The sequence below is a fragment of the Nocardia sp. JCM 34519.1 genome (genome assembly GCF_020361265.1).
GTDB lineage: Bacteria > Actinomycetota > Actinomycetes > Mycobacteriales > Mycobacteriaceae > Nocardia > Nocardia arthritidis_A.
The window spans coordinates 536,311-563,175 of the sequence record NZ_JAIRBR010000001.1; the positions used below are offsets into that span (position 1 = coordinate 536,311).

General features: G+C 68.7%; 20 protein-coding genes. 14 read left to right on the plus strand and 6 right to left on the minus strand.

Annotated elements, in window-relative coordinates:
- Positions 1 to 17 precede the first annotated feature (17 nt).
- Entirely contained in the window at positions 18 to 983 is a 966-nt protein-coding gene (locus tag LGY53_RS02585; protein WP_225725001.1) for a nitronate monooxygenase family protein, read from the minus strand.
- A 98-nt stretch (positions 984 to 1,081) separates the two neighbouring features.
- Between LGY53_RS02585 and LGY53_RS02590 the strand changes: the two genes are divergently transcribed.
- The 5 genes from LGY53_RS02590 to LGY53_RS02610 are packed head-to-tail and all read left to right on the plus strand — an operon-like array spanning position 1,082 to position 4,833.
- Positions 1,082 to 1,804, plus strand: a complete 723-nt coding sequence (locus tag LGY53_RS02590; protein ID WP_225725002.1) for an alpha/beta hydrolase — start codon at positions 1,082 to 1,084, stop codon at positions 1,802 to 1,804.
- Between the two features lie 32 nt (positions 1,805 to 1,836).
- Positions 1,837 to 2,211: a hypothetical protein gene (locus LGY53_RS02595; protein WP_225725003.1), complete on the plus strand. Its 375-nt coding sequence runs from the start codon at positions 1,837 to 1,839 to the stop codon at positions 2,209 to 2,211.
- Positions 2,204 to 3,511 carry a hypothetical protein gene (locus tag LGY53_RS02600; protein ID WP_225725004.1) on the plus strand — a complete coding sequence of 436 codons (1,308 nt, stop codon included), beginning with the start codon at positions 2,204 to 2,206 and terminating at the stop codon, positions 3,509 to 3,511. Before LGY53_RS02595 ends, LGY53_RS02600 begins: the two co-directional genes overlap by 8 nt.
- Positions 3,493 to 4,263, plus strand: coding sequence for an ESX secretion-associated protein EspG (locus LGY53_RS02605; protein WP_225725005.1), 771 nt, complete (start codon positions 3,493 to 3,495; stop codon positions 4,261 to 4,263). The genes LGY53_RS02600 and LGY53_RS02605 overlap by 19 nt, the downstream gene beginning before the upstream one ends.
- Positions 4,264 to 4,305: 42 nt before the next feature.
- Positions 4,306 to 4,833 carry a gamma carbonic anhydrase family protein gene (locus LGY53_RS02610; RefSeq protein ID WP_167477577.1) on the plus strand — a complete coding sequence of 176 codons (528 nt, stop codon included), beginning with the start codon at positions 4,306 to 4,308 and terminating at the stop codon, positions 4,831 to 4,833.
- On the opposite strand, the gene LGY53_RS02615 is transcribed toward LGY53_RS02610, so the two are convergent.
- Complete coding sequence (locus tag LGY53_RS02615) at positions 4,830 to 5,453, minus strand: phosphoribosyltransferase (protein WP_225725006.1); 624 nt, start codon at positions 5,451 to 5,453, stop codon at positions 4,830 to 4,832. The two genes, LGY53_RS02610 and LGY53_RS02615, sit on opposite strands and share 4 nt — an antisense overlap.
- Positions 5,454 to 5,591: 138 nt before the next feature.
- Here LGY53_RS02615 and LGY53_RS02620 point away from each other — a divergent pair, with 138 nt between their 5' ends.
- Together LGY53_RS02620 and LGY53_RS02625 are read left to right on the plus strand one after the other, a co-directional pair.
- Entirely contained in the window at positions 5,592 to 7,367 is a 1,776-nt protein-coding gene (locus tag LGY53_RS02620) for a DEAD/DEAH box helicase (RefSeq protein WP_225725007.1), read from the plus strand.
- Between the two features lie 90 nt (positions 7,368 to 7,457).
- Complete coding sequence (locus LGY53_RS02625) at positions 7,458 to 10,766, plus strand: bifunctional RecB family nuclease/DEAD/DEAH box helicase (RefSeq protein WP_225725008.1); 3,309 nt, start codon at positions 7,458 to 7,460, stop codon at positions 10,764 to 10,766.
- A 17-nt stretch (positions 10,767 to 10,783) separates the two neighbouring features.
- Here the strand turns inward: LGY53_RS02625 and LGY53_RS02630 are convergent, their stop codons facing one another.
- Positions 10,784 to 11,962, minus strand: coding sequence for an amino acid deaminase/aldolase (locus LGY53_RS02630; RefSeq protein WP_225725009.1), 1,179 nt, complete (start codon positions 11,960 to 11,962; stop codon positions 10,784 to 10,786).
- Between the two features lie 51 nt (positions 11,963 to 12,013).
- On the minus strand, positions 12,014 to 12,493 hold the full coding sequence (locus LGY53_RS02635) for a TetR family transcriptional regulator (protein ID WP_225725010.1): 480 nt from the start codon (positions 12,491 to 12,493) through the stop codon (positions 12,014 to 12,016).
- 421 nt (positions 12,494 to 12,914) lie between these two features.
- Between LGY53_RS02635 and LGY53_RS02640 the strand changes: the two genes are divergently transcribed.
- Complete coding sequence (locus LGY53_RS02640; RefSeq protein WP_167477583.1) at positions 12,915 to 13,661, plus strand: tyrosine-protein phosphatase; 747 nt, start codon at positions 12,915 to 12,917, stop codon at positions 13,659 to 13,661.
- On the opposite strand, the gene LGY53_RS02645 is transcribed toward LGY53_RS02640, so the two are convergent.
- Together LGY53_RS02645 and LGY53_RS02650 are read right to left on the minus strand one after the other, a co-directional pair.
- The gene (locus LGY53_RS02645; protein ID WP_225725011.1) at positions 13,650 to 14,906 is read right to left on the minus strand and encodes a class I adenylate-forming enzyme family protein; all 1,257 of its coding nucleotides are present in this window, start codon (positions 14,904 to 14,906) and stop codon (positions 13,650 to 13,652) included. The genes LGY53_RS02640 and LGY53_RS02645 overlap by 12 nt on opposite strands.
- A 90-nt stretch (positions 14,907 to 14,996) precedes the next feature.
- Positions 14,997 to 15,791 carry an enoyl-CoA hydratase/isomerase family protein gene (locus LGY53_RS02650; protein ID WP_225725012.1) on the minus strand — a complete coding sequence of 265 codons (795 nt, stop codon included), beginning with the start codon at positions 15,789 to 15,791 and terminating at the stop codon, positions 14,997 to 14,999.
- A 39-nt stretch (positions 15,792 to 15,830) separates the two neighbouring features.
- Between LGY53_RS02650 and LGY53_RS02655 the strand changes: the two genes are divergently transcribed.
- From LGY53_RS02655 to LGY53_RS02680, 6 genes are all read left to right on the plus strand, one after another.
- Complete coding sequence (locus tag LGY53_RS02655) at positions 15,831 to 16,835, plus strand: glutathione S-transferase family protein (RefSeq protein WP_225725013.1); 1,005 nt, start codon at positions 15,831 to 15,833, stop codon at positions 16,833 to 16,835.
- Positions 16,836 to 16,875: 40 nt separating this feature from the next.
- Positions 16,876 to 17,592: a hypothetical protein gene (locus LGY53_RS02660; RefSeq protein WP_225725014.1), complete on the plus strand. Its 717-nt coding sequence runs from the start codon at positions 16,876 to 16,878 to the stop codon at positions 17,590 to 17,592.
- Entirely contained in the window at positions 17,589 to 18,506 is a 918-nt protein-coding gene (locus LGY53_RS02665) for an ATP-binding cassette domain-containing protein (RefSeq protein WP_225725015.1), read from the plus strand. Before LGY53_RS02660 ends, LGY53_RS02665 begins: the two co-directional genes overlap by 4 nt.
- Positions 18,503 to 19,285 carry an ABC transporter permease gene (locus LGY53_RS02670; protein ID WP_225725016.1) on the plus strand — a complete coding sequence of 261 codons (783 nt, stop codon included), beginning with the start codon at positions 18,503 to 18,505 and terminating at the stop codon, positions 19,283 to 19,285. Before LGY53_RS02665 ends, LGY53_RS02670 begins: the two co-directional genes overlap by 4 nt.
- A gap of 48 nt (positions 19,286 to 19,333) precedes the next feature.
- Positions 19,334 to 22,960 (plus strand): ABC transporter ATP-binding protein, encoded by a 3,627-nt coding sequence (locus LGY53_RS02675; RefSeq protein ID WP_225725017.1) that lies wholly within the window; start codon positions 19,334 to 19,336, stop codon positions 22,958 to 22,960.
- 105 nt (positions 22,961 to 23,065) lie between these two features.
- On the plus strand, positions 23,066 to 26,830 hold the full coding sequence (locus tag LGY53_RS02680) for a multifunctional oxoglutarate decarboxylase/oxoglutarate dehydrogenase thiamine pyrophosphate-binding subunit/dihydrolipoyllysine-residue succinyltransferase subunit (protein WP_225725018.1): 3,765 nt from the start codon (positions 23,066 to 23,068) through the stop codon (positions 26,828 to 26,830).
- Positions 26,831 to 26,865: the final 35 nt, after the last annotated feature.

The window sequence follows — 26,865 nt, forward strand, 5'->3', positions numbered from 1 at the left end:
ATCGCGGTTGCACCGCGCTACTCGACGCGAAACCCGTTGACCCGGGCCAAGATCCGCTCCGCCTCGGCCGCGATCGAATGCACGATCTCGTCCGCGTGTGCCACCGAGGTGATCAGCCCGAGCGCCTGCCCCGCCCAGATCGGCATGGCGTCCGGATCCTCCCGGTCGATGGCCGCGCGCAGCTCGGCCAGTGCCGCGGTGTCGGCGCGGAGTTCGTCCTCGCGGTGCTGCCAGCGGTCGATGACGGTGTTGCGCAGGGTGCGGGCGGGATAGCGGTCGGGCCAGGCCGAGCCGCGGGCGATATCGAGGACGGTGTTGCGTTCGGTGTCGGCGCCGTGCGCGTCGAGCAGCGCCTTGGTCACCTCTGCGGTCACCACCGCCTCGAAGCTGGCCTCGAACCGGGTGCCGATGACCGCCCCCGCGGCGCCGAGCGCGAGCACGGCAGCGAGACCGCGCCCGTCGGCGATCCCGCCCGCGGCAAGCACCGGAACACCGGCGGCGAGATCGACCACCGATGGCACGAAGGACAGGGTGCCGATGGCCTTGCGGCCGACATGCCCGCCCGCGTCACCACCCTGCGCGACGAGCAGATCCGCGCCGACGTCGAGCGCGCGCCTGGCCTCGTCGAGGTCGGTGACCTGGATGATCAGCTTCGCACCCGCGGCGTGGACGGCCTCGGCGTACGGACTCGGATCGCCGAAGGACAGCATGATGGCGGCGGGCCGGGATTCGAGGGCCCTAGCCACCGTCGGCATATCCAGCCCCCACGTGAGAAAGCCCACACCCCAAGGCTTTTCGGTGCTGATCAAACCGAGTTCGCGTTCCAGGAAGTCCCGGTCGGCGCTGGTTCCCGCGCCGATCATGCCGAGACCGCCCGCCTCGGCGACGGCACTGGCCAGCGCGCCGCCCGCGACGCCGCCCATCGGGGCGCAGGCGATCGGGTGCCGCAGCGCGAGCAATTCGGTGAAGTCCGTTCGCAACATCCATCGAGCATAGGAGGTACGCAACCCGACCCGTCGGTAACAGAATCGGGAATTACATGAAGTCCCCTGTAACACACACTCTTTGGCAAGATCCGGGGATGCTCTACTTCGACGGCGCTCGCGGCCGTATGCACTATCGGCGCTGGCCGGTCGAAAACAACCTGGCAGTCGTGGTTCTCCTGCCCGGTCTCGGCCAGCACAGCAGCCACTATCACCGGTTCGCGCGCACGCTCACCGGTGCCGAAATCGAGATGTGGGCCCTGGATACCGCGGGCCACGGACTGAGCGAGGGCGATCCGAACAATCCGGGCACCCTGGCCGAATTGGTGGCCGACGCGCTACATCTGGTGGAACTGGCCCGGCTGGCGAATCCGGGCCGCCCGCTGATCCTGATGGGTCATTCGCTGGGCGCGGTCACCGCGCTCGGACTGCTCGGCGCCGCCGTCCCGGATCGGACGAGCGCGACCGATCTACGCGCGGTAGAGGGCAAGTATCCGGTGCACCCGAGCATCCCACCGGATACGGTCGCGGGTCTGGTGCTGTCCGGCGTGCCGAAGCGCGCGCTCGGCGGTGGTGTGCCCGGGGCGCCCGGCACGCCGCTGCCGCGCAGCCTGCCGATCCTGGCGGTGCACGGCGCGGAGGACCGTCGCGCACCGATTGATGCGATGAAGGTCTGGACTCGGCGGCATGATTGGGTAAGTTTTCTGGAGTACGCCGACGCCGGGCACGATCTGCTGCACGAACCGGTGCATGCGCGGGTCGCCGCCGACATCGCGGAGTGGATGCGGGGCACGGTCGTGGGGTTGGCTCGACACCCGTGAACTGAGCACGAATCGGAGAAGGGGGACGGCAGGTGCAGACGAACGATGTTGCCGCACTGAACAAGGCGGTCGACGATGGCCAGCTGTGGATCGACGGCGTGCTGGTCGCCGATGGTGCGCACGAGCGCTGCGCCGCCCGCTACGAACAGCTCGCGGATCGGGTCGAGGCCCAGATCCGCGTGCTGAGCGGAGCGACATCCCTACCCGGTTTCGGCGGTTTCGCCTCGGGTGACGCGCTGCGCGGCGGCTTCGAATCGAAGGCGGACAGCGCGATAACGCATCTGCGTGATTACGCCGATGCCGCGCGGGCGCTGGCCCAGACGTTCCGCGCGGCGGCGGCCGCGTACGACCGGGCCGACGGTCAGCTGGCGAGTGCGGTCAAGGCGACGGGAGCCGACAATGCGTAAATTGCCGCGCACCAAGGAGCGGGGAACGAACCAGTTCGTGGATCCGGAGTACGCACCGACCGTCGAGGAGTTCGACAACCTGTCGCACGCGGAGATCCACAAGAAGGTGCAGCTGATGGATCCGTCGGTGCTCACCGCGGGTCAGCAGGCCTGGCACGGATCCTCAGTCGGGCTGGCCGAGGCGGTGACGGACGCGCACACCGAGATCCGGTCGGCGATCGCCGACGGCTGGCGCGGAGCCGCCGCCGAGAAGGCGGTTGCCGCCGTGCGTTCGTTCGAGGAGAGCGGCCAGCGGCTCGCCGATGTGATGGCGACGGTCGCGCAGCGCCTCGGCCAGGCGGGCGATGCCGCGGAGGCGCTGCGTGCCGCGGTGCCGCAGCCGCATTCGGCCCGCCCGGATCTGTCGGCGGCCCTGCTGAATCCGTCCGCGGCGACGGCCAACGCGGGCATCCAGAAGTCCGCCGAGAGCGCCCGCCAGGATGTGGTGCGGGCGATGGACACCATCTACGCGTCGGCGTTCATCCCGACCGGCACCGGGGTGCCCGCGTTCGCGGACGAGACGCTGAGCCCGGCGGAGCAGCCGTCGACCGGCGAGAAGCGCACGGTCGCGGAAAATCCTGCGACGCAAACGGTTTCGCTGATCTCCGGTACACAGCCCAGCGAAACGCCGGTGGTCGCCGCACCCGAACCGCAGGCCGATCGGCCCGCGACGGCTACCGCGACACAACCCACCGCGATCATCGAAACCGCCCCCGCGACAGCCACTTCGGCGATCGATCCGGCGCACCCGGCAGCCGCCGACCCGGCGACCGTTCCGGCCACTACCCGAATCGCATCGTCCACCTCGACGGTTCCCACCACCGTCGCCGTGACCGAAACCGTTGCCCCGCAACCGGTTTCATCCATCGGATCGAGCGCAACGACGCCCACCGACGCGCAACCGGCCTTCGCCGCGACCCGCGCTGCGAGCACCTCCACCGATGAGAAGCGCAAACGCGATGAGCGGCAACGGGATTCGGATTCCAACTCGACCACCGATACGGTCACCGGTGTCGGCGCGGGCGCCGTCGGCGGCCTGATGGGCGGCGCGTTCGCCGCCGCGGAGGCGCCGCCGCGTTCCGGCCCCAGCGTCGCCGCCACCGCGGCGCGAGCGGCCCGCGCGGAGGACGAGGACGACGAACTGCACTGGATCGACGACGATCTCGACTACCTCGAACCCGCCGACGAGAGCACCGAACTGATCGGCGCGCTGGATCCCACCACGCCGCCGGTGCTAGGTGAGTGGACCGAACTGGAGTGAACTGGACCTTCACCCCGGATCAGTTCGCGCTGGCCTGGGCCCGCACCGATGGCGACCGCATTCCGTATCCGCTCGCCGTCCGGCGGTCCGCACGCGACACCGCCGAGCGCGAGGCGCAGCTGCCCGAACTCAATGCGTGGTGCGACGAAATGGTCGACGCGGATGTCGAAGCCGCGCTGCGGGTTCTCGCCAATCCGACCGTATGCGTCGAGGTATTCGGCGAGCGCGGCGCCGAATCGGAGGTGCGCCCCGTCCGGGTGCTCGGTGCGGCGGCGGGCAATATCGCGGTGGTCGCCGCGCAGCGCCCCGGCGCCGAGCCCGATCGCGGCGGCGAGGTGCGGCTGTATGTCGGCGGCGCGAAAACCCTTCCGGCCCGGGTTGTTTCGACGCTGCCGGAGAATGTGCCCGGCGGCACCGAGCGGTTGACCGCGCCGCTGGCCAAGGTCAACGAGGACAGCCGCGATCTGGTGACGGTTCCGGTGTCCGGGCCGACGGTTTCGGCGCGCATCCGCAGGCTGCTCAAACAGCCGCGCGACGGGATCGGGCAGCTGGTGGTCTCGGTGCGCCGCGATGACGAACTGCGCCCATTCGGCGTGCTGTGCTGGATCGATGTGGCGGGCGACGGCCGCTATGCGGTGCGCACCGGCGCCGACGTCGACGTCACCCCGGTCGGCGCCGAGGCGTTCACCGCGGTGCTGCGGCCGATGGTCACGGCGGCGGCGCGCAGCGTGCAATACGCCGAGCAGTGGTAATTCGCGAACCCGAAACCCACTGATCGCCGTTACGGTGGACGCGTGCCCCTATATGAGTTCGAAGGCAAACGCCCGCAAGTGGATCCGACCGCATTCATCGCGCCCAACGCGACGCTGATCGGTGATGTCCGCGTCGAGGCGGGCGCGTCCGTCTGGTACGGCGCGGTGTTGCGCGCGGATCTGGCCCCCATCATCATCCGGGAAAGGGCTAACGTGCAGGACAATTCGGTGCTGCACGTGCCGCCGGACGGGCCGATCGAGATCGGTGCCGGCGCGACCGTCGCGCACAGCGTCGTCGTGCACGGCGCCACCGTCGGCCCGGAATCCATTGTGGGGAACGGAAGTACGGTGCTCGACGGGGCGAAGATCGGCGCGGGCAGCATGCTCGCCGCGCATTCGCTCGTGCAGCCGGGTGCGGTGATCCCCGATGGTGTGCTGGCGGCGGGCTCTCCCGCGACCGTGAAAAAGACGTTGGAGCCGGGCAGTTCGGCGCTGCGCTGGGTGCAGACCAACACCGATTTCTATGCCGCGCTCGCGCAGCGGCACCGCACCGGCCTCATCGAGCTCTAGGCGAGCAGCGCACGTACCTCGTCGTCGTCGAGTTGGTGGAAGTCGCGATATGCCATGCCGACTCCGCCGAGCGAGCGCGGCACCAGCGGGCAGACCAATTCGTCCGCCTCCACCGAAACCCGTTGCAGCGCTTCGGCCGACGACACCGGGACCGCGACGACCAACCGTTGCGGCCGCTGTGCCCGCGCGACCCGGCAGGCCACCGCGACGGACGCGCCGGTCGCCATGCCGTCGTCGACGATCACCGTGGTGCGCCCGGCGATGGCGAGAGGTTTGGCATCGCCGCGCAACACCTCCCGCCGCCGCTCGAGCTCCAGCATTTCGGCCTGTTCGATCTCGGCGAATTCCTCCGGCGTTACGTCGATGTGCGCCAACACATCCGAGTTGAGCACCTGGACCCCGCCCTCGCCGATCGCGCCCATCGCGAGCTCCGGCTGCCACGGCACACCGAGTTTGCGCACCAGCAGGATGTCGAGATCGCCGCCGATCACCTCGCGCACCCCGGCCGCCACCGGAACCCCGCCGCGCGGTAATCCGAGCACCAGCGGAATCGCCGCGCGCAGGTGTTCGAGTTCACTACCCAGCGCACGCCCGGCGGACACCCGATCGGTATAGATCATCCATTCGAACGCTACTCCGCCGAGCGGCCGCTAATCGCGAATCGGGGCAATGCGTGGACCACCCTTCGAGTTGCCTAGGTCTCATCGAGTTGGGCCGGTGACCGGGCCGACCACGACCAGGCAGTAAACTCCTGGTCAATGAGTACCAATGAGGTCGACAGCGTTCCTGGCGACGAGAACCAGGAGACGTCCGGCCCCTCCTTCGCCGATCTCGGGATCGATGACCGCATCCTCGCGGCCATCGCCGATGTCGGCTACGAATCGCCGTCGCCGATTCAAGCCGCCACCATTCCGCCGCTGCTGGAGGGCCACGACGTGGTCGGGCTCGCGCAGACCGGCACCGGCAAAACCGCGGTGTTCGCCATCCCGATCCTGATGGGAATCCAGGCGTCGGGTAAGTCCCCCCGCGCCCTCGTGCTCGCGCCGACCCGCGAACTCGCGATCCAGGTCGCCGAGGCGTTCGGCCGCTATGCCGCGCATCTGCCCGGTATCCATGTGCTGCCGATCTACGGCGGCCAGAGCTACGGTGTGCAGCTTTCGGGTCTGCGCCGCGGCGCGCAGGTGGTGGTCGGCACGCCGGGTCGCGTCATCGATCATCTGGAGAAGGGCACGCTCGACCTCTCGCAGCTGCAGTACCTGGTGCTCGACGAGGCCGACGAGATGCTGAAGATGGGTTTCCAGGAGGATGTCGAGCGCATCCTCGCCGACACCCCGGCGGATAAGCAGGTCGCCCTGTTCTCGGCGACCATGCCGTCGGCCATCCGCAAGATCTCCAAGCAGTATCTGCGCGAGCCGGTGGAGATCACGGTCAAGGCCAAGACCGCCACCAACACCAACATCACCCAGCGCTGGGTGCAGGTGTCGCATCAGCGCAAACTCGATGCGCTCACCCGGATACTCGAGGTCGAGTCGTTCGAGGCGATGATCATCTTCGTGCGCACCAAGCAGGCCACCGAGGAGTTGGCCGAAAAGCTTCGGGCGCGCGGTTTCTCGGCGGCCGCCATCAACGGCGATATCGCGCAGGCGCAGCGGGAGCGGACCATCGGCCAGCTGAAGGCGGGCGCGCTGGACATCCTGGTGGCCACCGATGTCGCCGCCCGCGGTCTCGATGTGGACCGCATCTCGCACGTCGTGAACTACGACATCCCGCACGACACCGAGTCATACGTGCACCGGATCGGGCGTACCGGCCGGGCCGGGCGCAGCGGCGAGGCGCTGCTGTTCGTCGCGCCGCGGGAGCGGCACCTGCTCAAGTCGATCGAGCGGGCCACCCGGCATCCGCTCACCGAAATGCAGCTGCCGAGCGTCGAGGACGTCAACGCGCAGCGGGTGACCAAATTCGGCGACACCATCACCGAGAATCTGGCATCGGCGAATGTCGCGCTGTTCCGCAAGCTGATCGAGGATTACGAGCGCGAGCACAATATCCCGCTGGTGGATATCGCGGCGGCGCTCGCGGTCGGATCGTACGACGGCGACAACTTCTTCATGGAGCCCGAACCGGAACCGGAACGCCGGGAACGGGTTCCGCGGGAGCGTCCGGCCCGCCGCTTCGAGGACGAGGAGCGGTCGCATCACCGCGGCACCGGCGCGGAGCTGGCGACCTACCGGATCAGCGTCGGCAAGCGGCACCGGGTGGTGCCCGGCGCGATCGTCGGCGCCATCGCCAACGAGGGCGGGCTGCGCCGCAGCGACTTCGGGCATATCAGCATCCGGCCCGACCACAGCCTGGTCGAACTGCCCGCGCATCTGCCGGCGGAAACGCTGGAAGCATTGCGCCGCACCAGGATCAGCGGTGTACTGATTCAGCTGCAACTCGATCAGGGACCGCCCCAGCACCGCACGCTCAGCCGCGGCCCGCGCCGCGACCGCGACAGCGTCAAGCGATTCGAACGGCGCAAGCCACGCTCTTGAGCCGGGCAGGGTACGGCCCCTGCGGCGACGCTAGCTAAGGTGTTGCCGTCCGGTGTACCCGCGGGACGCACAGGAGGGGCGCGTTTGTTCGTGTTCGGAGATCGTGTCGTCTGCACCGCCGTTGATCTCGTGCGCGCGGCGCGCTGTGAATTCGCGATGCTGCGCGCCCTCGATCGCCGGATCGGCACGCTATCGGAGGTGGCCGAGCCGGTCACCGACACCGACACCGACACCGCAGGCGCGTTCGATGATTCGCACGCGCGCAGGCTCGCCGATCTGCGGGACCGGTTCGGCGGGGCGCTGGTCGATGTGCGGCTGCCCGCGCAGTTGCCCGACGATCCGGCGGCCAGAATCGCCGCGCTGCGAACCGCGCACACCGAAACCGTTACGGCGTTGCGGGCGGGGGTGCATGTGGTGCACCGCGCCACCTTCTTCGACGGAAGGTTCGCCAGCACCTGCGATTTCCTGGTCCGGGCCGGGCATCGGGTGCGCTACACCGTGCAGGGCACCCACCGGGGCGGGCCCGATACCGTCGGCGCCGCACTCGAACTCGCCGCCTGCGCCGACGCGCTGGACGGCAGCGGCGCGCTCACCGCGCCGGTGGTCCGATTGTTCACCGGCGAGCAGTACACGGATTACCCACTGAGCGAACTGCTTCCGATCTACGGTGCGCGCAGACGCAGACTGGAGCGGATCCTCGACGAGAAACTCGGTGAGCTGCTGCCCGCGCAGTGGGGCGATCAACGCTATCTCGCATGCGGACGGTGTCCGGACTGCACCGCGGCCATCGCGGCCGCCCGCGACCTGTTCCTGGTGGCCGGAATGGCGAACACCACGCGGGCGCGGCTGCGCGAGGCCGGTGTGCACACCATCGACCGGCTGGCCGTCACCCGGGCGAACGTGCGAGGTGTGTCCCCGCGCGCCCTGGCAACGCTGCGCCGCCAGGCCGAAATCCAGCTGCGCCGCGAGGTTTCCGGGCAGCCGACGCATGCGCTGGTCGACGCGATCGCGCTCGGCGCGCTGCCGCCGCCCTCACCCGGGGATCTCGCGTTGACGATCGCGGATGGCGTTGTCGAGCTCGGCAATTCGGATGCGGTGCTGCTCTCGTTCCGGGACGCCGAACTCGGGCGCGGCCTCACCGAGCTGCTGGAGCTGATCGCCGAGGAACGGCTGCGGCATCCGGATCTGCACATCTACCACTACACCTCGCGGGTGCGCGCGGATCTGCTGCGGCACACCGCCGCATGCGGGGTCGGCGAGGAGAGCGCGGGCGAACTGCTGCGGGCCGGTGTGCTGGTCGATCTGTATCCGATCGTGCGCAACGCGATGCTGGTCGGCGAACGCTCGTACGAACTGCCCGGACTACGCGGCCTCCTACCGGATTCGGTTGCGGCGGAACGGGATTGCGTCACCGTGCTGCGGCTGCGGGACTGGCTGCTGGACCGCGCCGCCGAACAGCATCCGGTGCTGCCCGCGCCGACGCTGGCGCCGATCGGCTCCTGGTGTCTGGTGCCGGGACCCGAGGAGCCCGGCCCGGACGACCTGGCCGATCCGCTGGCCGGGCCGTCATCCATCGAGGCGGCGCTCACCGAATTCGTCAACACCCTGGTCGATTCGCCCCCGCACCACCCCGCCGCGATGATGGCCGCGGCGCTGGGCTACCACCGTCGCGAACGCCAGCCGCTGTGGTGGGCGCATACCGACCGGCTCAGTCATCCGGTGGACGAATGGGCCGACGCGCCCGGTGTGCTCGTCGCCGAATGGGGCACCGTGGATACGAAATGGCATCGCAGTCCGAACCGGCCGACCATGCGCCGATATCTCACCTTGACCGGGCGGATCGGCAGCGGCGGCGCGAACTCGGTATTAGCGCCCGGCACAACGGTTTACACGTTCTACGACCATCCGGTGGCCGCGGGCATGGTCGCCGCGATCGGCAAGCGGGCCACCGCGAGCGCGACGGTGCTCGGCTGTTCGGTGGACGCCGATTTCGATGACACGGTCCGCCTGGAGGAATTGCTGCCCGAGGGTTGTGAACCGTACGACGAACTCCCGATCGCCATCGCGCCGGGACTGCCCGCCTGGGACGAAAGCACCGAGGACGCGGTCGAATACGCGGCGCAGCAGCTGCTCGTCGCGCTGCCGCGGATCCCGCACGGCGCCCTCTTCGACATCCTGAGCCTGCGCAGACCCCGGATGCGCCGGGCGCTTTCGCTACCGGAGGTGCACGGCGACCACGCGGCGGCCATCACCGCCGCCGTCCGTGATCTGGACGATTCCTATATCGCCGTACAGGGTCCGTCGGGCGCCGGTAAGACCTCCACCATCGCCCGGGTGCTGGAACGCCTGGTCACCGTGCACCGGTGGCGGATCGGCGTTGTCGCGCAGGCGCATTCGACGGTGGAGCAGCTGCTCGACGCGGTGGTGCGGGTCGGCGTGCTACCGGAACTGGTCGCCAAGAAGGACGTTCAGGCGGTGAAACCGGAGTGGGCCGCCATCGATGCGGCGCGCTATCCGCGATTCCTGGACAATTCCGTCAATGGGTGTGTGATCGGCGGCCTGCCAACGGATTTCGCGAACGACGCGATCGTGCCAGCGGGCAGGCTGGATCTGCTGGTCATCGCCGACGCGGGCGGTTTCCCGCTGGCCGATACCGCCGCGGTCGCGGTGAGCACCCGGAACCTGTTGCTGCTCGGCGATCTCGCGCCGTCCACCGCGCGGGCCACCCATCCGGAGCCCGTCGGCATGTCGGTGCTGAACTGGCTGATCCAGGGGCACGCGACGCTGCCAGCCGAGCGCGGCTACTTCCTGGACCGCACCTGGCGCATGCATCCGGCGGTTTGCGGGCCGATCTCCCGGCTCTGCTACGACAATCGGCTGCGCTCCAACGAAACCGTCACGCTGGCACGCAATCTCGAGGGCGTCGAGCCGGGAATCGAAACCGTCCTCGTCGAACATCACGGCAATGCCACCGAATCCGATGCCGAGGCCCGCGAGGTGGTGCGCCGGGTGCGCGCCATGCTCGGCGCGGCGTGGACCATCGGCGCGGTCACCCGGCGGCTGCATCCGCACGACATCTTCGTGGTCGCCCCATACGGCGCTCAGGTCGGCCGGATCCGAACGTTGTTGGCGCGGGCCAAGATCGAGGATGTGCTCGTCGGCACCGCGGACCGGTTTCGCGGCCGGGAGGCGGCCGTCGTCCTGCTCTCGATGACGACGTCCAGTCCGGCCGATGCCCCATACGGTATGCCGTTCCTGTTGTCGCGCACGCTGATTCAGGCCGCGCTGTGCCGGGCCATGTGGAAGGCGATCATCATCCGCTCGCCGCTGCTGACCGAATATCTGCCGCCGGACACCGGCGAATTGGCCGATCTAGCGGGTTTTCTCACCCTCAGCTAGAGCATCGCGAAGCGGGCCTAGCCGAAGCATTTGCCCTCGCCGCGGTAGGTCGGCACCGTCGTGCGCGTGCCTTCGGCGTCCACCAGATGCACCCGGTCGAAGCGTTCGCACAGTTCACCGGCCTTGGCATGTCGGAACCACACCCGGTCACCGATCCGCGTCTCGGCGGCGCCGGACAGCGGTGTCTGCACCTCGCCCGCGCCCTCGGTGCCGATCAACTTCAATCCGATGGGCCACACCGGTTTCGGCACCCGGGACGGTCCGGTCGGGCCGGAGGCGATATAGCCGCCCGCGAATACGGTCGCGATCGACGGCGTCGGTTTGCGCAGCACCGGGGTCGCGAAAAACAGTGCGGGCCTTGGGGTGAAGGCCCGATAGTGATCGAAAAGCGTTGGCACGTAGAGTCCGGAGCCCGCGGTCACCTCGGTGACGTCCGGATCGGCGATGCTCACCTCGATGGATCCGGTGCCGCCGCTGTTGACAATCTCCAGCTTGCCGACCTCGGCGCGCACCGCGTCGAGCACATTGCGGCGGCGCTTGCCGATTTCGGCGGCGGAGGCCCGCTTCACCAGCCGCACCGCGATATTGCTGTCGGGCAGTCCGGCGATCTGCGCCTCATAGGTCATCACGCCGACCACGTCGAAACCGCGCCGCCGCGCCGCCCCGGCCAACGCTGCCGCCTGTTCCGGCGTGCGGATCGGCGAGCGGCGGACGCCGAGGTGCAGCGGACCGATCCGCAGCGAGGCGTCCACGTCGAGACAGATCCGCGGCCGCACCAGCTCGGTGCCGACCGCGGCCCGGATGAAGTCCAGCTGCGCGATGTCGTCGACCATGAGGGTGATCGACTGCCGCAGCGTGTCGTCGGCGGCCAGTTCGGCGAGCCCGGACCGGTCGACCGTCGGATAGCCGAGCAGGACGTCGCGGGCGCCGAGTCCGACCAGCCAGATCGCCTCGGCCAACGAATAGGACATGATGCCCGCGAAACCGCCCGCCGCCGTCAGTCCGGTGCCGAGTACCTCCTCCAGCACCGCGCGGCAGCGCACCGATTTGCTCGCGACCCGCACCGGAACCCCGTTGGCCCGGCGGATCAGGTCCGCGGCATTGGCGCGCAACGCGCCGAGGTCCAGCGCGGCCAGCGGCGGATCCAGCTCGGCGGTGGCCGCGTGCAGACCCGCAATGGGCGACGTGACTGTCACCCGAACAACTCAACCACCAAACTGGTCATACGTCCAGCATGGCGCGCGGGTTCAGACCTCGACGGCCTTCGTCGCGAGGCTGCTCACCAGGTCGTCCAGGACGACCAGCATGGTTTCGTCGTTGCAGTCGGCCAACCACCGCAGCACCGTGCCCTGCAACACGGAAACTGTATAGGTCGCGATGGCGTCCACCGGCTCCAGCCACTGCGCACCGGAGCGATCCGCGCACAGCCGCAGAAATGAGGCCACCTCGGAGTCCATGTGCTGGAACGTCGCGGCCGCCGACGGGTCCGCGACACAGTCGGTGTGCACCTCCCAGTGCTTGCGCAGCGTATGCACGGTCTCCTCGTAGGCCCGGATCTGCTTGTTCGGGGTGGCCTTGACCAGCGGCCAGTAGGCACTGACCCCGGCATGCAGCAGCACCCGCAGCGCTCGAACTCCGGTGATATCGAGCGAGGCCGCGGCCTTCTCGATCGCATCGCAGATGGTCGGCCGTAACCGCGCCTCCGCTATATCTCCACTCGCACTCAACGACGACTCCCTCGGCGAAAGAATTCCCGCACCCTCGTCGGCGCGACCTTGCGGGTCGCGCGTGATGGTTCCCTGCTTGGAAATCCCCAGGCTGCCCGGTCCAACATTCATCAATGGTAGAAGGTTTTCAAGGTTTAAGAACAGGTTCAGTGGGTAATTCCAGACTGGAAGAATGTTTTGTTACCCAAACGGAACACCTCCGCGACCAACCGGTTGCGGCCGTAATCCGCTTCCTGGACGTCGATCTCGACCCTGCCCGGCCGAGACACAGACCATTCACGACTCTACGGACGAACCCGCGCGCCGAGGTGAACCTGTGGGGTATCACACAGGCGAACCGCACGAACCGGACATCTGGCCGTGCGGTGTTCGATCCGCGAACGACACCATCGCGATACCGCGGAATGGATAGCCTGGATCGGTGACTCTCTCGCCGCCCGCCGATCAGTTCTATCTCTCCGGAACATTCAACTTCCGCGACACCGGCGGTCTGCGCACCGTCGACGGCGCCCGCGTGCGCTCCGGCGTGCTGCTGCGCTCGGCCCAGTTGACCGGACTCGACCACCGCGGCCATGCGGCGCTGCGCGAACTCCGCGTCAGCGATGTGCACGACCTGCGCGGCATCAGCGAGATCGAATACCACGGTGCGGACAACCTGCCCGACGAGGTCCGGCTGCACGTCACCCCGTTCGATCCGCGAATGGGCAAGGAGCCGCCGCACGAGGCGCAGACCGAATCGGCGCTGGCGCATATGCACCAGGTCTACCGGATGTTCCCGCTCATGGCGGAGGCGAACGCGGCCATCGTGACGCTCGCCGAATCGCTCGTCCGCGGCGACGGCGCGGTGCTGGTGCACTGCGCGGCGGGCAAGGACCGCACCGGCTGGTCGGTGGCCACCATCCTGCGCGCCGTCGGCGTCAGCGAGGCGGACATCCTGGCCGACTTCCTGCTCAGCAATGCCGCGGTCCCCTCGCTGCGCGCCATGCTCACCCCCAAACTGTCCGCGGGCGAACAGCTTTCGGAGGACATCCTGGGCGTGCGCGAAGAATACCTCGCCATCGCGACCGCGTCGGCGATGGACGCGCACGGGCATATCGACACCTACCTGGAGGCCATCGGCCTGACCGTCGAGGTGCGCGAGCACCTGAAGAACCGGCTACTGGAGTGACCCCACCCGGCGCACCAACCCGTCCGGGTCGATGATGACCTGGGCGCCGGTATGGAACCAGGTTCCGGTGAAACCGGCCTCGGTGGCCATCGGATCGTTCCAATAGCGGCGGCTGACATTCGGTCCGCGACAGAGCAATTCGCCGTGACCGAGCTCGGCCCGCGGCCCGCACAACGCCAATTCGGTTCCGCCGAACGGGAATCCGAGCGCCGATCCGAGACCGTGGCCCGCGCTGTAGTCCACCGCGAGTCCGATACCGCAGGTTTCGGTCGCACCCCAGATCGACCACTGGTGGGCGGCCGGGAAGATATCGCGCAGCGCCGCCGCCAATTCGATGGAATCGGTTGGCGCGGCGGCCCGTTCGGATCGGTGACCGGCCGTGCTCACCCGGGCGACGCCGTCGGTGCACAGCCCGCCGGCGCGCAGCGCGGACAGTTCCGGCAGCAGCCGCGCGAAAATACGCGGGGTGGCCGAAACCATATCGATCCGCTCGGCCACAAGGGTTTCCGCGAGCCGGTCGGTATCCGGCGCGAGCACGACGGTGCCGCCGACCGCGAACGTCGACAGCATCTGATCGACGCAACCGCTGGCATGGGCCAGCGGCAGCAGCACCAGATTCCGCAGACCATCCGTCGGCAGATCCAGCGTGCCGACCACGGAACGTATTGCGGACAGCAGGTTTTCGTTCGTCAGCTCGACACCCTTCGGCGCGGCCGCATCACCGGTGTAGCACAGCAGCGCCAGATCGTTCAACGCGGCGCCGTCATCGATGAAGGCCGCGCCGTCCGGCAGTTCGAAATCGGCGCACCGGGAAGCGGATCCGGTCCGGCCCAGCACGAAATCCGCTCTGCTGTCGAGGATCACCTGTTCGGCGACCACATCGGGCAGGGCGTCATCCACCAGCACGGGCACCGCACCGCTCAGCAGCGCGCCGAGAAAGGCCCGCACCCAGCGCGCGCCCGCCGGCATCCGGATGGCCACCCGGTCGCCGTAACCGATGCCGTGCTCCTGCAGTCCGCCCGCGATGCGGGATGCGGAGTGCCACAGTTCGCGATAGGTGAGCCGGACGCCGCCGGACTCCACCACCGCCTCCCTGCCGCCGAACGCGTGCACCTGCAGGTCGAGCAGTTCGGTGAGCGCGGGTGTCAGGTTGCCGTAGCGCAGCACCCCGTCCGCGCCGCGGGCCAGCGGCGGATCGATGGCGTGCGGATGGGATAGGGGGTATTCGACCAGTAGCTGCGACATCCGTCCTCCGCGATCGAGCCGGCAGGCATTGCCGACTATATGACCGAAGTCACATCGATGCGCGGATAGGCGATGAACGTGTCCTGCTTGTCACCGGCCGGTATAGCTGGCCTTCCCCGGGCCGACCTCGAGAAAGCTGCGCACCGCGCCCTTCAGGTCATCGGTATCGAACAGCTGGCCCGACACCTCCGGCGTCACCGAATCCGCGTGTGCGACACCGCCGGAGCGCCACGCCTCGATGATCCGCTTGGTCGCGGCGTGCGCCCGGGTCGGGCCGTCGGCCAGGCGGTGCGTGAGATCCCTTGCCGCGCTTTCGATGTCCTCGTGCACCGCGTTGACGACGCCCCACTCGGCCATGGTCGCGGCGTCGTAGAGGTCGCCGGTCATCACGAATTCGCGGGCCCGGCCCGAACCCGCGCGCTCGGCGAGCCGCTGCGGTCCGCCCATCGACGGCGTCAGGCCGACGACGGTCTCCACCAGACCGAATTTCGCCCGCGGCGCGGCCAGGATGATGTCGCAGGCCAGTGCGATCTCGAAGGCTGCGGTCAGGGTCAGGCCGTGCGCGGCGAATACGACCGGGCACGGCAGCGCCTCCAGCGGATGGATGATCCGCGCGTACAGGGTGCGCCACAGGTCGGCGCCCTGGGCCGGGGTCAGGCCGTCGAAGACGTGCACGTCGACGCCGCCGGACACCACCTTGCCCTCGGCGCGCAGCAGCAGGGCGCGCGGCGGATGCGCGGTCAGCTCGGTCAGGTCCGCGGTCAACGCGTCGAGCACGGACTTGTCGAAGAGGTTGAGCGGCGGATGCGCGAGCGTCAGCGTCGCGACCTCCGCACCGCCCGATGTGGTCGTCCGTTCCAGCCGGGTGGGCTTGGTGTCGTTCATGTTCCGCAGCTTAAGCGCTGAATCTGAAACACTGAGACGGTGACCACACAGGCCTCGTACGTCGAACCCGGTGAGTACAAGCGCGACACCAACTACATCACCACCCGGATCACCGCCGACGGACGCGACGGCTACCCCGTCGAGCCGGATCGGTACCGCCTGGTGGCCGCGCGCGCCTGCCCGTGGGCGAATCGCACGCTGATCGTGCGTCGCCTGCTCGGCCTGGAGCAGGTGCTCTCGCTCGGATTGTGCGGCCCGACCCACGACAAGCTCAGCTGGACCTTCGATCTGGATCCCGGCGGGGTCGATCCGGTGCTCGGCATCCCCCGGCTGCGGGACGCGTATCTGAAGCGCTTCCCCGACTATCCGCGCGGGATCACCGTGCCCGCGATCGTCGACGTGCCGAGCGGCGAGGTGGTCACCAACGACTACGCGCAGATCACCCTGGATTTCGCCACCGAATGGACCGCCTACCACCGGCCGGGTGCGCCGCGGCTGTATCCGGAGGAGTTGCGCGCGGAGATCGACGCGGTCAACGACGTGGTGTTCCGCGATGTCAACAACGGCGTCTACCGCTGCGGGTTCGCCGGATCCCAGCAGGCGTACGAGGCGGCATACGACCGGTTGTTCGCCTGCCTCGACTGGCTCTCGGATCGCCTTGCCGCCCAACGGTTCCTGGTCGGCGACACCATTACCGAGGCCGATGTGCGGCTGTTCACCACGCTGGTCCGCTTCGACCCGGTGTATCACGGGCATTTCAAGACCAACCGGTGCAAGCTCACCGAGCTGCCGGTGCTGTGGGCATACGCCCGCGACCTGTTCCAGACGCCGGGATTCGGCGACACGATCGATTTCGGACAGATCAAGACGCACTACTACGTCGTGCACGCCGATATCAACCCGACCGGTGTGGTGCCCAAGGGTCCGGACCTGTCGAACTGGCTCACCCCGCACGGCCGGGAAGCGCTGGGCGGCAGGCCGTTCGGCGACGGAACCGCGCCGCCACCGCCGCCGCTCAGCGAACGGGTACCCGCACTGCCGTAGAGTTCTGATCAGCGTTGACGCAGAAAAAGGGGTGTTGCCGATGAGCAGCGGCGCGTTCGAGAAAACCGTGGTCGCGTTGTTGGAGAACGGGTCACGGTTGCAGGCGCCCGCGGTCGCCAAATACGTGGACCGGCTGCGGCGCTCGCATCCCGCCGAACGCCCGGCGCAGATCGTGGAACGGCTGGAGAAGCAGTACCTGCTCGCGGTCACCGGTAGCGGCAGCGCTGTCGGCGCGACCGCGGCGGTGCCCGGGGTCGGCACCATCACCTCGCTGGCCGCGGTCGGCGCGGAAACCGCATTCTTCCTGGAGGCCTCGGCGCTGTTCACGCTGGCGGTGGCGGCGGTGCACGGCGTCTCGCCGGAAGACCGGGCACAGCGCCGGGCCCTGGTGCTCGCGGTGGTGCTCGGCGATACCGGTATGGAGATCGTCGAGAAGACCGTCGGGCATTCGGCGAAGAACTGGGGCACGCTGCTGGCCACCCGGATTCCGGGACTGTCCGGTATGAACGATTCGCTGATGAAGCGGTTCATCGTGCGCTTCCTCACCAAGCGGATGGCGCTCACCGCGGGCAAGATCATCCCGGCCGGAATCGGCGCGGTGATCGGCGGCGTCGGCAACCGCGCGCTCGGCAGGACGACGATTACGAACGCGCGCAAGGCATTCGGCCCCGCGCCCGTGGTGTGGCCCGCGGACCGGCACCTGATCATCGACGCCGATCCGCTGCCCGCCATCGACGCCAACGGCACCGACCGATGAGCACCCGGCGGCCCGCCATCACCGTCTGCGGCCTGACCAAGCGTTTCGCGACGGCGTCGGCGGTGGAGAACGTCGGCTTCACCGTGTCCGAGGGCACCACCGCCGCGCTCGTCGGACCCGCAGGCTCCGGTAAGACGACCGTGCTGCGCCTGCTGCTCGGACTGATCGAACCCACTTCCGGCACAACGACTCTCGACGGCGTCGCGCACGGCATGCTGACGCCGCGCGGCCTGCATCCGGCCCGCACCGCACGCGACCATCTGCGGGTGTACGCGGCGGCGGCCGGAATTCCGGACGAGCGCGTCGAGCAGGTACTCGGCCAGGTCGGACTCGGCGAGGTGGCCGACACCAAGGCGGGCGCGCTGTCGCCCGGTGAACAGACCCGGGTGGCGCTGGCCACCGCGCTGCTCGGCGACCCGCGACTGCTGCTGCTCGACGAGCCCACCGCCGGACTGGATCCCGCCGAGCGCGGCCAGTTGCAGGATCTGCTGCGCAGGCATACCGCCCGCGGCGGCACCGTCCTGCTCACCAGCGAAAGCCTCGCCGCGGTGCTGCCCGGCGCGGATCAACTCATCGTGTTGAGCGCGGGATCGATTGTCTACCAAGGCACTCCGGCCCGGCTGCGGCGCGGTCATCCGGACCGCCTCGTCGTCACGGCGTCGACGCCGATCGCGCTGGCCACCATGCTCGCCGCCCGCGGCTACACCGATTCCGTCATGCGGCCGGACGGCAGGCTCGCGGTGGCCGAGGCGACGGCGGCGCAGATCGAGGACGCCGCAGCGGCCGCCGGGGTCAGGATCGACGGCATCGTCGCCGATCAGATCCACCCCGACCGGGTGCTCGCCGCGCTGACCAAACCCGCGAATCCGCCGGTGGTTTCCGGCCTCGCGACGCCCTACGGTATTCCCCGATGATCGAGATAATCCCGGCCGAGCTGCTGCCCGCCGTCAACTCCGAGATCCGCAAGGTCACAACGCTGCGCAGATATCAGCTGCTGGCCGCGGCGCTGGTGATCGTCGCGATCGTCGCGAGTTCCGGATTCGCGCTGATGTCCGGCAACGCCGATCCGAAGGGGCAGCCCGCCACCGGTACCGCGACGATCGGGCTGTATCTGGCGATGGCGGCGACCATCGTGGCCGCCGGGATATTCGGCGCGCTCGGCGCGGGCGAGGAGTACCGGTACCGGACCATGCCCGCCACCGTGCTGTTCACGCCGAACCGGGATCGCATCGCCATCGCCAAGTTCGCGGTCGCCGCCGGATTCGCGGTGGCCACCGCGGCGCTGGTCGAGGTGATCGGCGCGGGCTGCACGCTCGGCTTCGGGCGCGGCAAATTCGATATCGGGCTGAAGTTCTTCGCCGCGCTCGGCGGCGGGCTGGTCGCCGCGCTGTGCTGGGCGGTGCTCGGCACGGCGCTCGGGCTGCTGCTGCGCTCGGCGGCGGGTGCGGTGGCCGCGCTGCTCGGCTGGTTCATCGTCGTCGAGCCGCTGATCTGGTTGATCACGAATATGTTGGGGATACCGGGATTCGCGACATTGCTGCCGGGTTCGGCGACCGTCAGCACGGTCGTGGTCGGATCGTTCGCCAAGAGCCATTTTCTCGCGCCCGCACCCGCGGCGGTCGTCGTACTGGTGCTGTGGACCTCGGCGCTCGGCGTCGCCGCCTGGTGGTATCTGCGCCGTCGCGAGGTCTGAGCTGCGGCGGTGGGCGGCTGTCGGTAGGCGTCGCTATGGTCGATTGTTGTGAGTGTGCAGGGGGCTGATCAACCGGGGTGGATCCGGCGGCTGTGGACCGAAAGCCGGTCGCACAGCGTAGTTCTCGTAGGTATCGCATTCGTGGTGCTCGGCGGCGCCCTCATCGATATCGCCGGTCCGCTGCTGAGCAAACATGCGATCGATGCGGCCGGGGTGGGCGATACGCACGCGATCGCGGTGGTCGCGGCGCTGCTCCTGGGGTCGGCGGCCGTCCGGTATATCTTCTCGGCCGGGCGGCGCGCGCTGGCCGGGCAGCTCTCGCTGGACGTCCAGCATTCGCTGCGCGTCCAATTGCTAACGGCGCTACAGCGTTTGGACGGCCCGGGCCAGGACGGGATCCGCACCGGACAGGTCGTCTCGCGCTCGATCACCGATCTGCAGCTCGTACAGGGCCTGCTGGCTATGGTGCCGCTGTCGACCAACGCGCTGCTGCAATTCGTGCTCGCCGCGGCGGTGATGTTCTGGCTGTCACCGCCGTTGGCGCTGGCCGCGCTGCTGGTGGTGCCCGCGATGGCGGTGGTGGTGTACCGGATCCGGCCCCGGCTCTACGCGGCGACCTGGTCGGCCCAGCAGCGCGCGGCCGACCTGGCCCAGCACGTCGAGGAGACGGTCACCGGCGTCCGGGTGGTGAAGGGTTTCGGGCAGGAGGCCAGGATGGTCGACATCCTGGAGCGGCACGCGCGCACCCTGTATGCCGAACGACTGCGCGCCGCCCGCATCGATTCCCGATTCGCGCCGGCGATCGCGGCGATCCCGCAGGTCGGCCTGGTGCTGGTGATCGGGCTCGGCGGCTGGCTCGCACTGCACGGCCATATCGGGATCGGCACCTTCCTCGCCTTCGCCGCCTACGTCTCCACCATGACGTTCACCGCGCGCGCCATGTCGGCGGTGGTCATCGTCGCCCAGTTGACCAGGGCCGCGGCCGATCGCGTCTTCGAGATCATCGACACCGCGCCCACCATCACCGATCCCCCTGCGCCGCAACCGATTCCGGACGGTCCGCTCGGCATCGAATTCGCGGCGCTCACCTTCGGATTCGATCCGGACCGGCCGGTGCTGCGCGAATTCGACCTCACCGTGCGCCCGGGCGAGACGGTGGCCGTCATCGGGCCCGCCGGATCCGGTAAGAGCACGCTCGCGCTGCTGCTGCCGCGCTTCTATACGCCCGATTCCGGGCACATCCGACTATTCGGCGGCGAAAAGCCCACTGCCGCAGTGGATATCGCCGACGTATCGGCCGCCGACCTGCGCGGGGCGGTCGGCGTCGTCTTCGACGATCCATTCCTGCTCTCCGACACCATCGCCGCCAATATCGCGCTCGGCAGACCCGAGGCCACCGAGCCGGAGATCCGGCAGGCCGCCAAACTCGCCGCCGCCGACGACTTCATCGGCGAACTGCCCGACGGCTACGACACCGTGGTCGGCGAGCGCGGGCTCACCCTCTCCGGCGGTCAGCGGCAGCGGATCGCGCTGGCCAGGGCACTGCTCGCCCGGCCGCGCGTCCTGGTGCTCGACGACGCCACCTCCGCGGTCGACGCGGTAACCGAGGCCGCCATCTTCGACACGCTGCCCGATAACGGCGACCGCACCACGATCATCCTGGCGCACCGCGAATCCACACTGTCCCATGCCGATCGGGTGATCCGGCTGCCCGCGCCGTCCTCGCCCGCCGTCGGATCCGTTGCGGTGCAGGAGATCTCCAACGGCATCGGCGGGCTCGACGCGGCCGAATCGCCGGAACTGCGCCGCGATCTGGCGCGCCTGCCACCGGCGACCGAGGAACCCGGAATCGAGGGCGCACCGCTGCGCGAACCCGACCCCGGCTTCCGGTTCGTGCGCCTGCTGCGCCCGGTGTTGCTGGTCGTCGCCGCGGTGATCGGGTTGATGGCCTTGGACGCGGTGCTCGGCGTCACCTTCCCTGCACTGGTGCGCTACGCCATCGATCACGGTGTGAACGGCCATGATTCGAGCGTGCTCGGCCGGGCCGCGGCCATCGGCGCCGGGCTGGCCGTGCTCGGCGGTATCGCCGGTGCGGCCAATATCCTGCTCACCGCCCGCACCGGCGAGCGCGTGCTCTTCGGCTTGCGGGTGCGCAGTTACGCGCACCTGCAGCGGCTCGGGCTGGACTATTACGAACGCGAACTGTCCGGCCGCATCATGACCAGGATGACCACCGACGTGGACGCGCTGTCCACGTTCGTGCAGAACGGCGTCGCGACCTCGCTCGTCTCGGTGATCACCCTGGTGGGCATCCTGATCGCACTGCTGCTCGTCGATGTCGGGCTGGCCACCGTCGTACTGCTCGCACTGCCGCCGCTGGTGGTCGCGACGCTGATCTTCCGCCGGGTCTCCGCGCGCGCGTATTCGATCTCCCGCGAACGGGTTTCGACCGTCAACGCGGACTTCCAGGAAAATGTCGCGGGCCTGCGCGCCGTCCAGGCCAACCGCTACGAGCCGGCCGCCGCGCGCCGCTTCACCGAATACTCGACCCGCTATCGCGACAGCAGGTTGCGCGCGCAGCTGGCCATCGCGCTGTACTTCGGATTCGTCGCGGCCTGGGGCGATCTCGCGCTCGCCGCAGTGGTGTGGTTCGGCGCGCGGGAGGTCGCGCACGGCACGACCAGTGCGGGCACGCTGGTCGCGTTCATGCTCTATCTGGAGCTGCTGTTCGCCCCGATCGTGCAGCTCTCGCAGACTTTCGACGGATATCAGCAGGCCGCGGTGGGTCTGCGCCGGATCGGCGACTTGCTGCGCACCCCGTCCAGCATCGCCGCCGACCCGCCCGACGCGGTGCCCATCGACGGCCCGCTACGCGGCGCGGTCGACCTCGACGGCGTGCGCTTCCACTACCCGGGCACCACGCTGCCCGCCCTCGACGGCGTCGATATGCATCTCGCGCCCGGCGAAACGCTCGCACTGGTCGGCGCGACCGGCGCGGGCAAGTCCACCATCGTCAAGTTATTGGCACGTCTGTACGACCTGCCCGCCGATTCCCCGGCGCCGGTCCGGGTCGACGGCACCGATATCCGGCGCTACCGCCTCGCCGACTACCGGTCGCGACTAGGCATCGTCCCGCAGGAAGCGCACCTGTTCACCGGCGACGTCGCGAGCAATATCGCCTTCGGCAGACCCGATGCCACCGAGGCCGAGATCACGGCCGCCGCGGCGGCCGTCGGCGCGGCGGACATGATCGCGGCGCTGCCCGGCGGGATACATCATCCGGTCGGCGAGCGCGGCCGCGGACTGTCCGCCGGTCAGCGCCAGCTCATCGCGCTGGCCCGCGCCGAACTGGTCGATCCCGATCTGCTGCTGCTCGACGAGGCCACCGCGACCCTCGACCCGGCCACCGAGGACGCGGTGTTGGTAGCGAGCCGATCGCTGGCGCGCGGGCGCAGCACCGTCGTCGTCGCGCACCGCCTGGCGACGGCGGCGCGGGCCGATCGGATCGCGGTGGTCGATCACGGCCGGATCTCGGAAATCGGCACACATATCGAACTGCTGGCCGCCCGTGGGCCGTATGCCCGACTGTGGGCGGCGGCACGGCATACCGAAGGAATATTCTCGGTAACGGACGAGTCGTCATCGATGGAGTCGGGTCTGTCCGGTGGTCCGTAGATCCGCCGATTTGCTGCTGGGCCTATCCTCAGATAGGGCGCATCGGCGCGCATCCGCTGATCCCCGTGCCGGGCACGTCACAAACGTCGCAGCGCGAAGAACGAAATGAGGCGAACACCTGCTGTGAGCAGCTCAACTTCCCAGTTCGGACAGAACCAGTGGCTAGTCGACGAGATGTATCAGAAGTTCAAACAGGATCCATCTTCCGTCGACGAAAGCTGGCACGAGTTTCTGGCCGACTACACCCCTGAAGCGACGAGTGATTCTGGTAACAGCCAGATCGCTCCCGCCGCAACCGCGCAGGTGGCCACCCCGGCACCGGCTCCCGCGCCCGCGGCCCCCGCTCCGGCAGCTGCCCCCTCGGCAGTAGCCGCCCCGGCTCCCGCGCCCGCCCCGGCACCGGCTGCGACCCCCACCGCGCGTACCCCGAAGACCACGCCCGCGCCCACCTCGAACGCGGCGCCGACCTCCGGCGCGCCCAAGACCGAGGCCGCCGACGAGGCGAAGGTGCTGCGCGGCCAGGCCGCCGCGGTGGTCAAGAACATGTCCGCCTCGCTCGCCATCCCGACCGCCACCTCCGTGCGCGCCATCCCGGCAAAGCTGATGATCGACAACCGCCTGGTCATCAACAACCATCTGGCCCGCACCCGCGGCGGCAAGATCTCCTTCACCCACCTGCTCGGCTACGCGATCGTGCAGGCGGTCAAGAAGTTCCCGAATATGAACCGGCACTTCCAGGAGATCGACGGCAAGCCGAACGCGATCACCCCGGCGCACACCAACCTGGGTCTCGCGATCGATCTGCAGGCCAAGGACGGCAGCCGGTCGCTGGCCGTCGCGGCCATCAAGGGTTGCGAGACAATGACCTTCGGGCAGTTCCACACCGCCTACGAGGACGTCGTCCGCCGCGCCCGCGACGGCAAGCTCACCATCGAGGACTTCACCGGCGTCACCATCTCGCTCACCAACCCGGGCACCATCGGCACCGTGCACTCGGTGCCTCGGCTGATGTCGGGCCAGGGTTGCATCGTCGGCGCGGGCGCGATGGAATACCCGGCCGAATTCCAGGGCATGAGCGATGAGCGCATCGCCGAAATCGGTGTCGGCAAGCTGATGACGCTCACCTCCACCTACGACCACCGCATCATCCAGGGTGCGGAGTCCGGTGATTTCCTGCGCACCATCCACCAGCTGCTCATCGCCGACGAGTTCTACGACGAGATCTTCCACGGCCTCGGCGTGCCCTACGAACCGGTCCGCTGGCGCAAGGACATTCGCGAGCGCGGCGTCGACAAGAGCTCGCGGGTGCTCGAACTCATCGCGTCCTACCGCAACCGCGGCCACCTGATGGCCGACACCGATCCGCTGCGGCTGGTGAAGGACAAGTTCCGCAGCCACCCGGATCTGGACGTCACCCAGCACGGCCTGACCCTGTGGGATCTGGACCGCGAATTCAACGTCGCGGGCTTCCACGGCCAGGAGCGAATGAAGCTGCGCGATGTGCTGTCCATCCTGCGCGACGCGTACTGCCGCCACGTCGGTGTCGAGTACACGCACATCCTCGATCCCGAGCAGCTGCAGTGGATTCAGGAGCGGGTGGAGCAGAAGCACGCCAAACCGACTGTCGCGCAACAGAAATACATTCTGAACCGGCTGAACGCGGCGGAGGCCTTCGAAACCTTCCTGCAGACCAAATACGTCGGGCAGAAGCGCTTCTCGCTGGAGGGCGCCGAGGCCGTCATCCCGATGATGGACGCGGTCATCGACCAGTCGGCCGAGCACGGGCTCGACGAGGTCGTCATCGGCATGCCGCACCGCGGCCGCCTGAACGTGCTGGCCAATATCGTCGGCAAGCCCTACTCGAAGATCTTCACCGAGTTCGAGGGCAATATGAACCCGGCGGCCACCCACGGCTCCGGCGACGTGAAATACCACCTCGGCGCGCACGGCACCTACCTGCAGATGTTCGGCGACAACGAGATCGAGGTCTCGCTCACCGCGAACCCGTCGCATCTCGAGGCGGTCGACCCGGTGCTCGAGGGTCTGGTCCGCGCCAAGCAGGACCTGCTCGACAAGGGCGACGGCCCCGAGGGCTTCTCGGTCATGCCGCTCATGCTGCACGGCGATGCCGCGTTCGCGGGTCAGGGCGTTGTCGCCGAGACGCTGAACATGTCGGGTCTGCGCGGCTACCGGGTCGGCGGCACCATCCACATCGTGGTGAACAACCAGATCGGCTTCACCACCTCGCCGGAGAACAGCCGCTCCACCGAATACTCGACGGATATCGCCAAGTTCATCGGCGCGCCGATCTTCCACGTCAACGGCGACGACCCGGAGGCGTGCGACTGGGTCGCCCGCATCGCGGTCGACTTCCGGCAGAAGTTCCGCAAAGACGTCGTCATCGACATGATCTGCTACCGCCGCCGCGGCCACAACGAGGGCGACGACCCGTCGATGACCCAGCCGTACATGTACGACGTCATCGACACCAAGCGCTCGGTCCGCAAGGCGTACACCGAGAGCCTGATCGGTCGTGGCGACATCTCGCTCAAGGAGGCCGAGGACGCGCTGCGCGACTACCAGGGCCAGCTGGAGCGGGTGTTCAACGAGGTTCGCGAGCTGGAGAAGTACCCGCCGGAGCCGAGCGAATCGGTCGAGGACGACCAGCAGGTCCCGGCGACCGTCGTCACCGCCGTCGACAAGGCGGTGCTGCAGCGCATCGGCGATGCCTTCCTCAATGTGCCGGACGGCTTCAACGTGCATCCGCGCGTCAAACCGGTGCTGGAGAAGCGGCGCGAGATGGCATACGAGGGCAAGGTCGACTGGGCCTTCGCCGAACTGCTCGCCTTCGGCACCCTGATCGACGAGGGTCGCGCGGTGCGTCTGACCGGTCAGGACTCGCGGCGCGGCACGTTCACCCAGCGGCATGCGGTGATCATCGACCGCAAGACCGCCGAGGAGTACACCCCGCTGCACAACATCGGCAGCGCGAACCCGGGTTGGTTCGCGGTGCACGATTCGGCGTTGAGCGAATACGCCGCCGTCGGTTTCGAATACGGCTACTCGCTCGGCAACCCGGACGCACTCGTGTTGTGGGAGGCGCAGTTCGGTGACTTCGTCAACGGCGCGCAGTCCATCATCGACGAGTTCATCTCCTCCGGTGAGGCCAAGTGGGGTCAGCTTTCCGAGGTCGTGCTGCTGCTGCCGCACGGTCACGAGGGTCAGGGCCCGGACCACACCTCCGGCCGCATCGAGCGGTTCCTGCAGCTGTGTGCCGAGGGTTCGATGACGGTCGCGGTGCCGTCCACTCCGGCGAACTACTTCCACCTGCTGCGCAGGCATGCGCTGGACGGTATCCGCCGTCCGCTCATCGTCTTCACCCCGAAGTCGATGCTGCGCAACAAGGCCGTCGTCTCGGATCTGAAGGACTTCACCGAGTCGAAGTTCCGTTCGGTGTTCGACGAGCCCGCCTACGAGCAGGGCATCGGCGACCGCAACAAGGTCAAGCGCATCCTGCTCACCAGCGGCAAGCTGTACTACGAGCTGGCCGCCGAGAAGGCGAAGCAGAAGCGTGAGGATGTCGCGATCGTGCGCATCGAGCAGCTGTACCCGCTGCCGAAGTTCCGGTTGAACGAGGCGCTGGCCGGCTACCCGAACGCCACCGATATCGCCTGGGTCCAGGAGGAACCGGCCAACCAGGGCGCCTGGCCCTTCTTCGGTCTCAACCTCCCGGAAATCCTCCCGGACCGCTTCACCAAGCTGCGCCGCATCTCCCGCCGCGCCATGTCGGCCCCCTCCTCGGGCTCCGGCAAGGTGCACGCGGTAGAGCAGCAGGAAATCATCGACGAGGCCTTCGAACCCACCGCCTAGTCACCCAACCCCGACGCCGGGCCGAATCCGTTCTC

Excerpts from the sequence above, each read along its gene's own strand:
- LGY53_RS02665 (WP_225725015.1), top strand. The coding sequence starts at position 17,589 with ATGAGCACCCGGCGGCCCGCCATCACCGTCTGCGGCCTGACCAAGCGT.
- LGY53_RS02670 (WP_225725016.1), top strand. The coding sequence starts at position 18,503 with ATGATCGAGATAATCCCGGCCGAGCTGCTGCCCGCCGTCAACTCCGAG.
- LGY53_RS02660 (WP_225725014.1), top strand. The coding sequence starts at position 16,876 with ATGAGCAGCGGCGCGTTCGAGAAAACCGTGGTCGCGTTGTTGGAGAAC.
- LGY53_RS02600 (WP_225725004.1), top strand. The coding sequence starts at position 2,204 with ATGCGTAAATTGCCGCGCACCAAGGAGCGGGGAACGAACCAGTTCGTG.
- LGY53_RS02650 (WP_225725012.1), bottom strand. The coding sequence starts at position 15,791 with ATGAACGACACCAAGCCCACCCGGCTGGAACGGACGACCACATCGGGC.
- LGY53_RS02680 (WP_225725018.1), top strand. The coding sequence starts at position 23,066 with ATGAGGCGAACACCTGCTGTGAGCAGCTCAACTTCCCAGTTCGGACAG.
- LGY53_RS02585 (WP_225725001.1), bottom strand. The coding sequence starts at position 983 with ATGTTGCGAACGGACTTCACCGAATTGCTCGCGCTGCGGCACCCGATC.
- LGY53_RS02620 (WP_225725007.1), top strand. The coding sequence starts at position 5,592 with ATGAGTACCAATGAGGTCGACAGCGTTCCTGGCGACGAGAACCAGGAG.
- LGY53_RS02590 (WP_225725002.1), top strand. The coding sequence starts at position 1,082 with ATGCTCTACTTCGACGGCGCTCGCGGCCGTATGCACTATCGGCGCTGG.
- LGY53_RS02615 (WP_225725006.1), bottom strand. The coding sequence starts at position 5,453 with ATGATCTATACCGATCGGGTGTCCGCCGGGCGTGCGCTGGGTAGTGAA.
- LGY53_RS02645 (WP_225725011.1), bottom strand. The coding sequence starts at position 14,906 with ATGTCGCAGCTACTGGTCGAATACCCCCTATCCCATCCGCACGCCATC.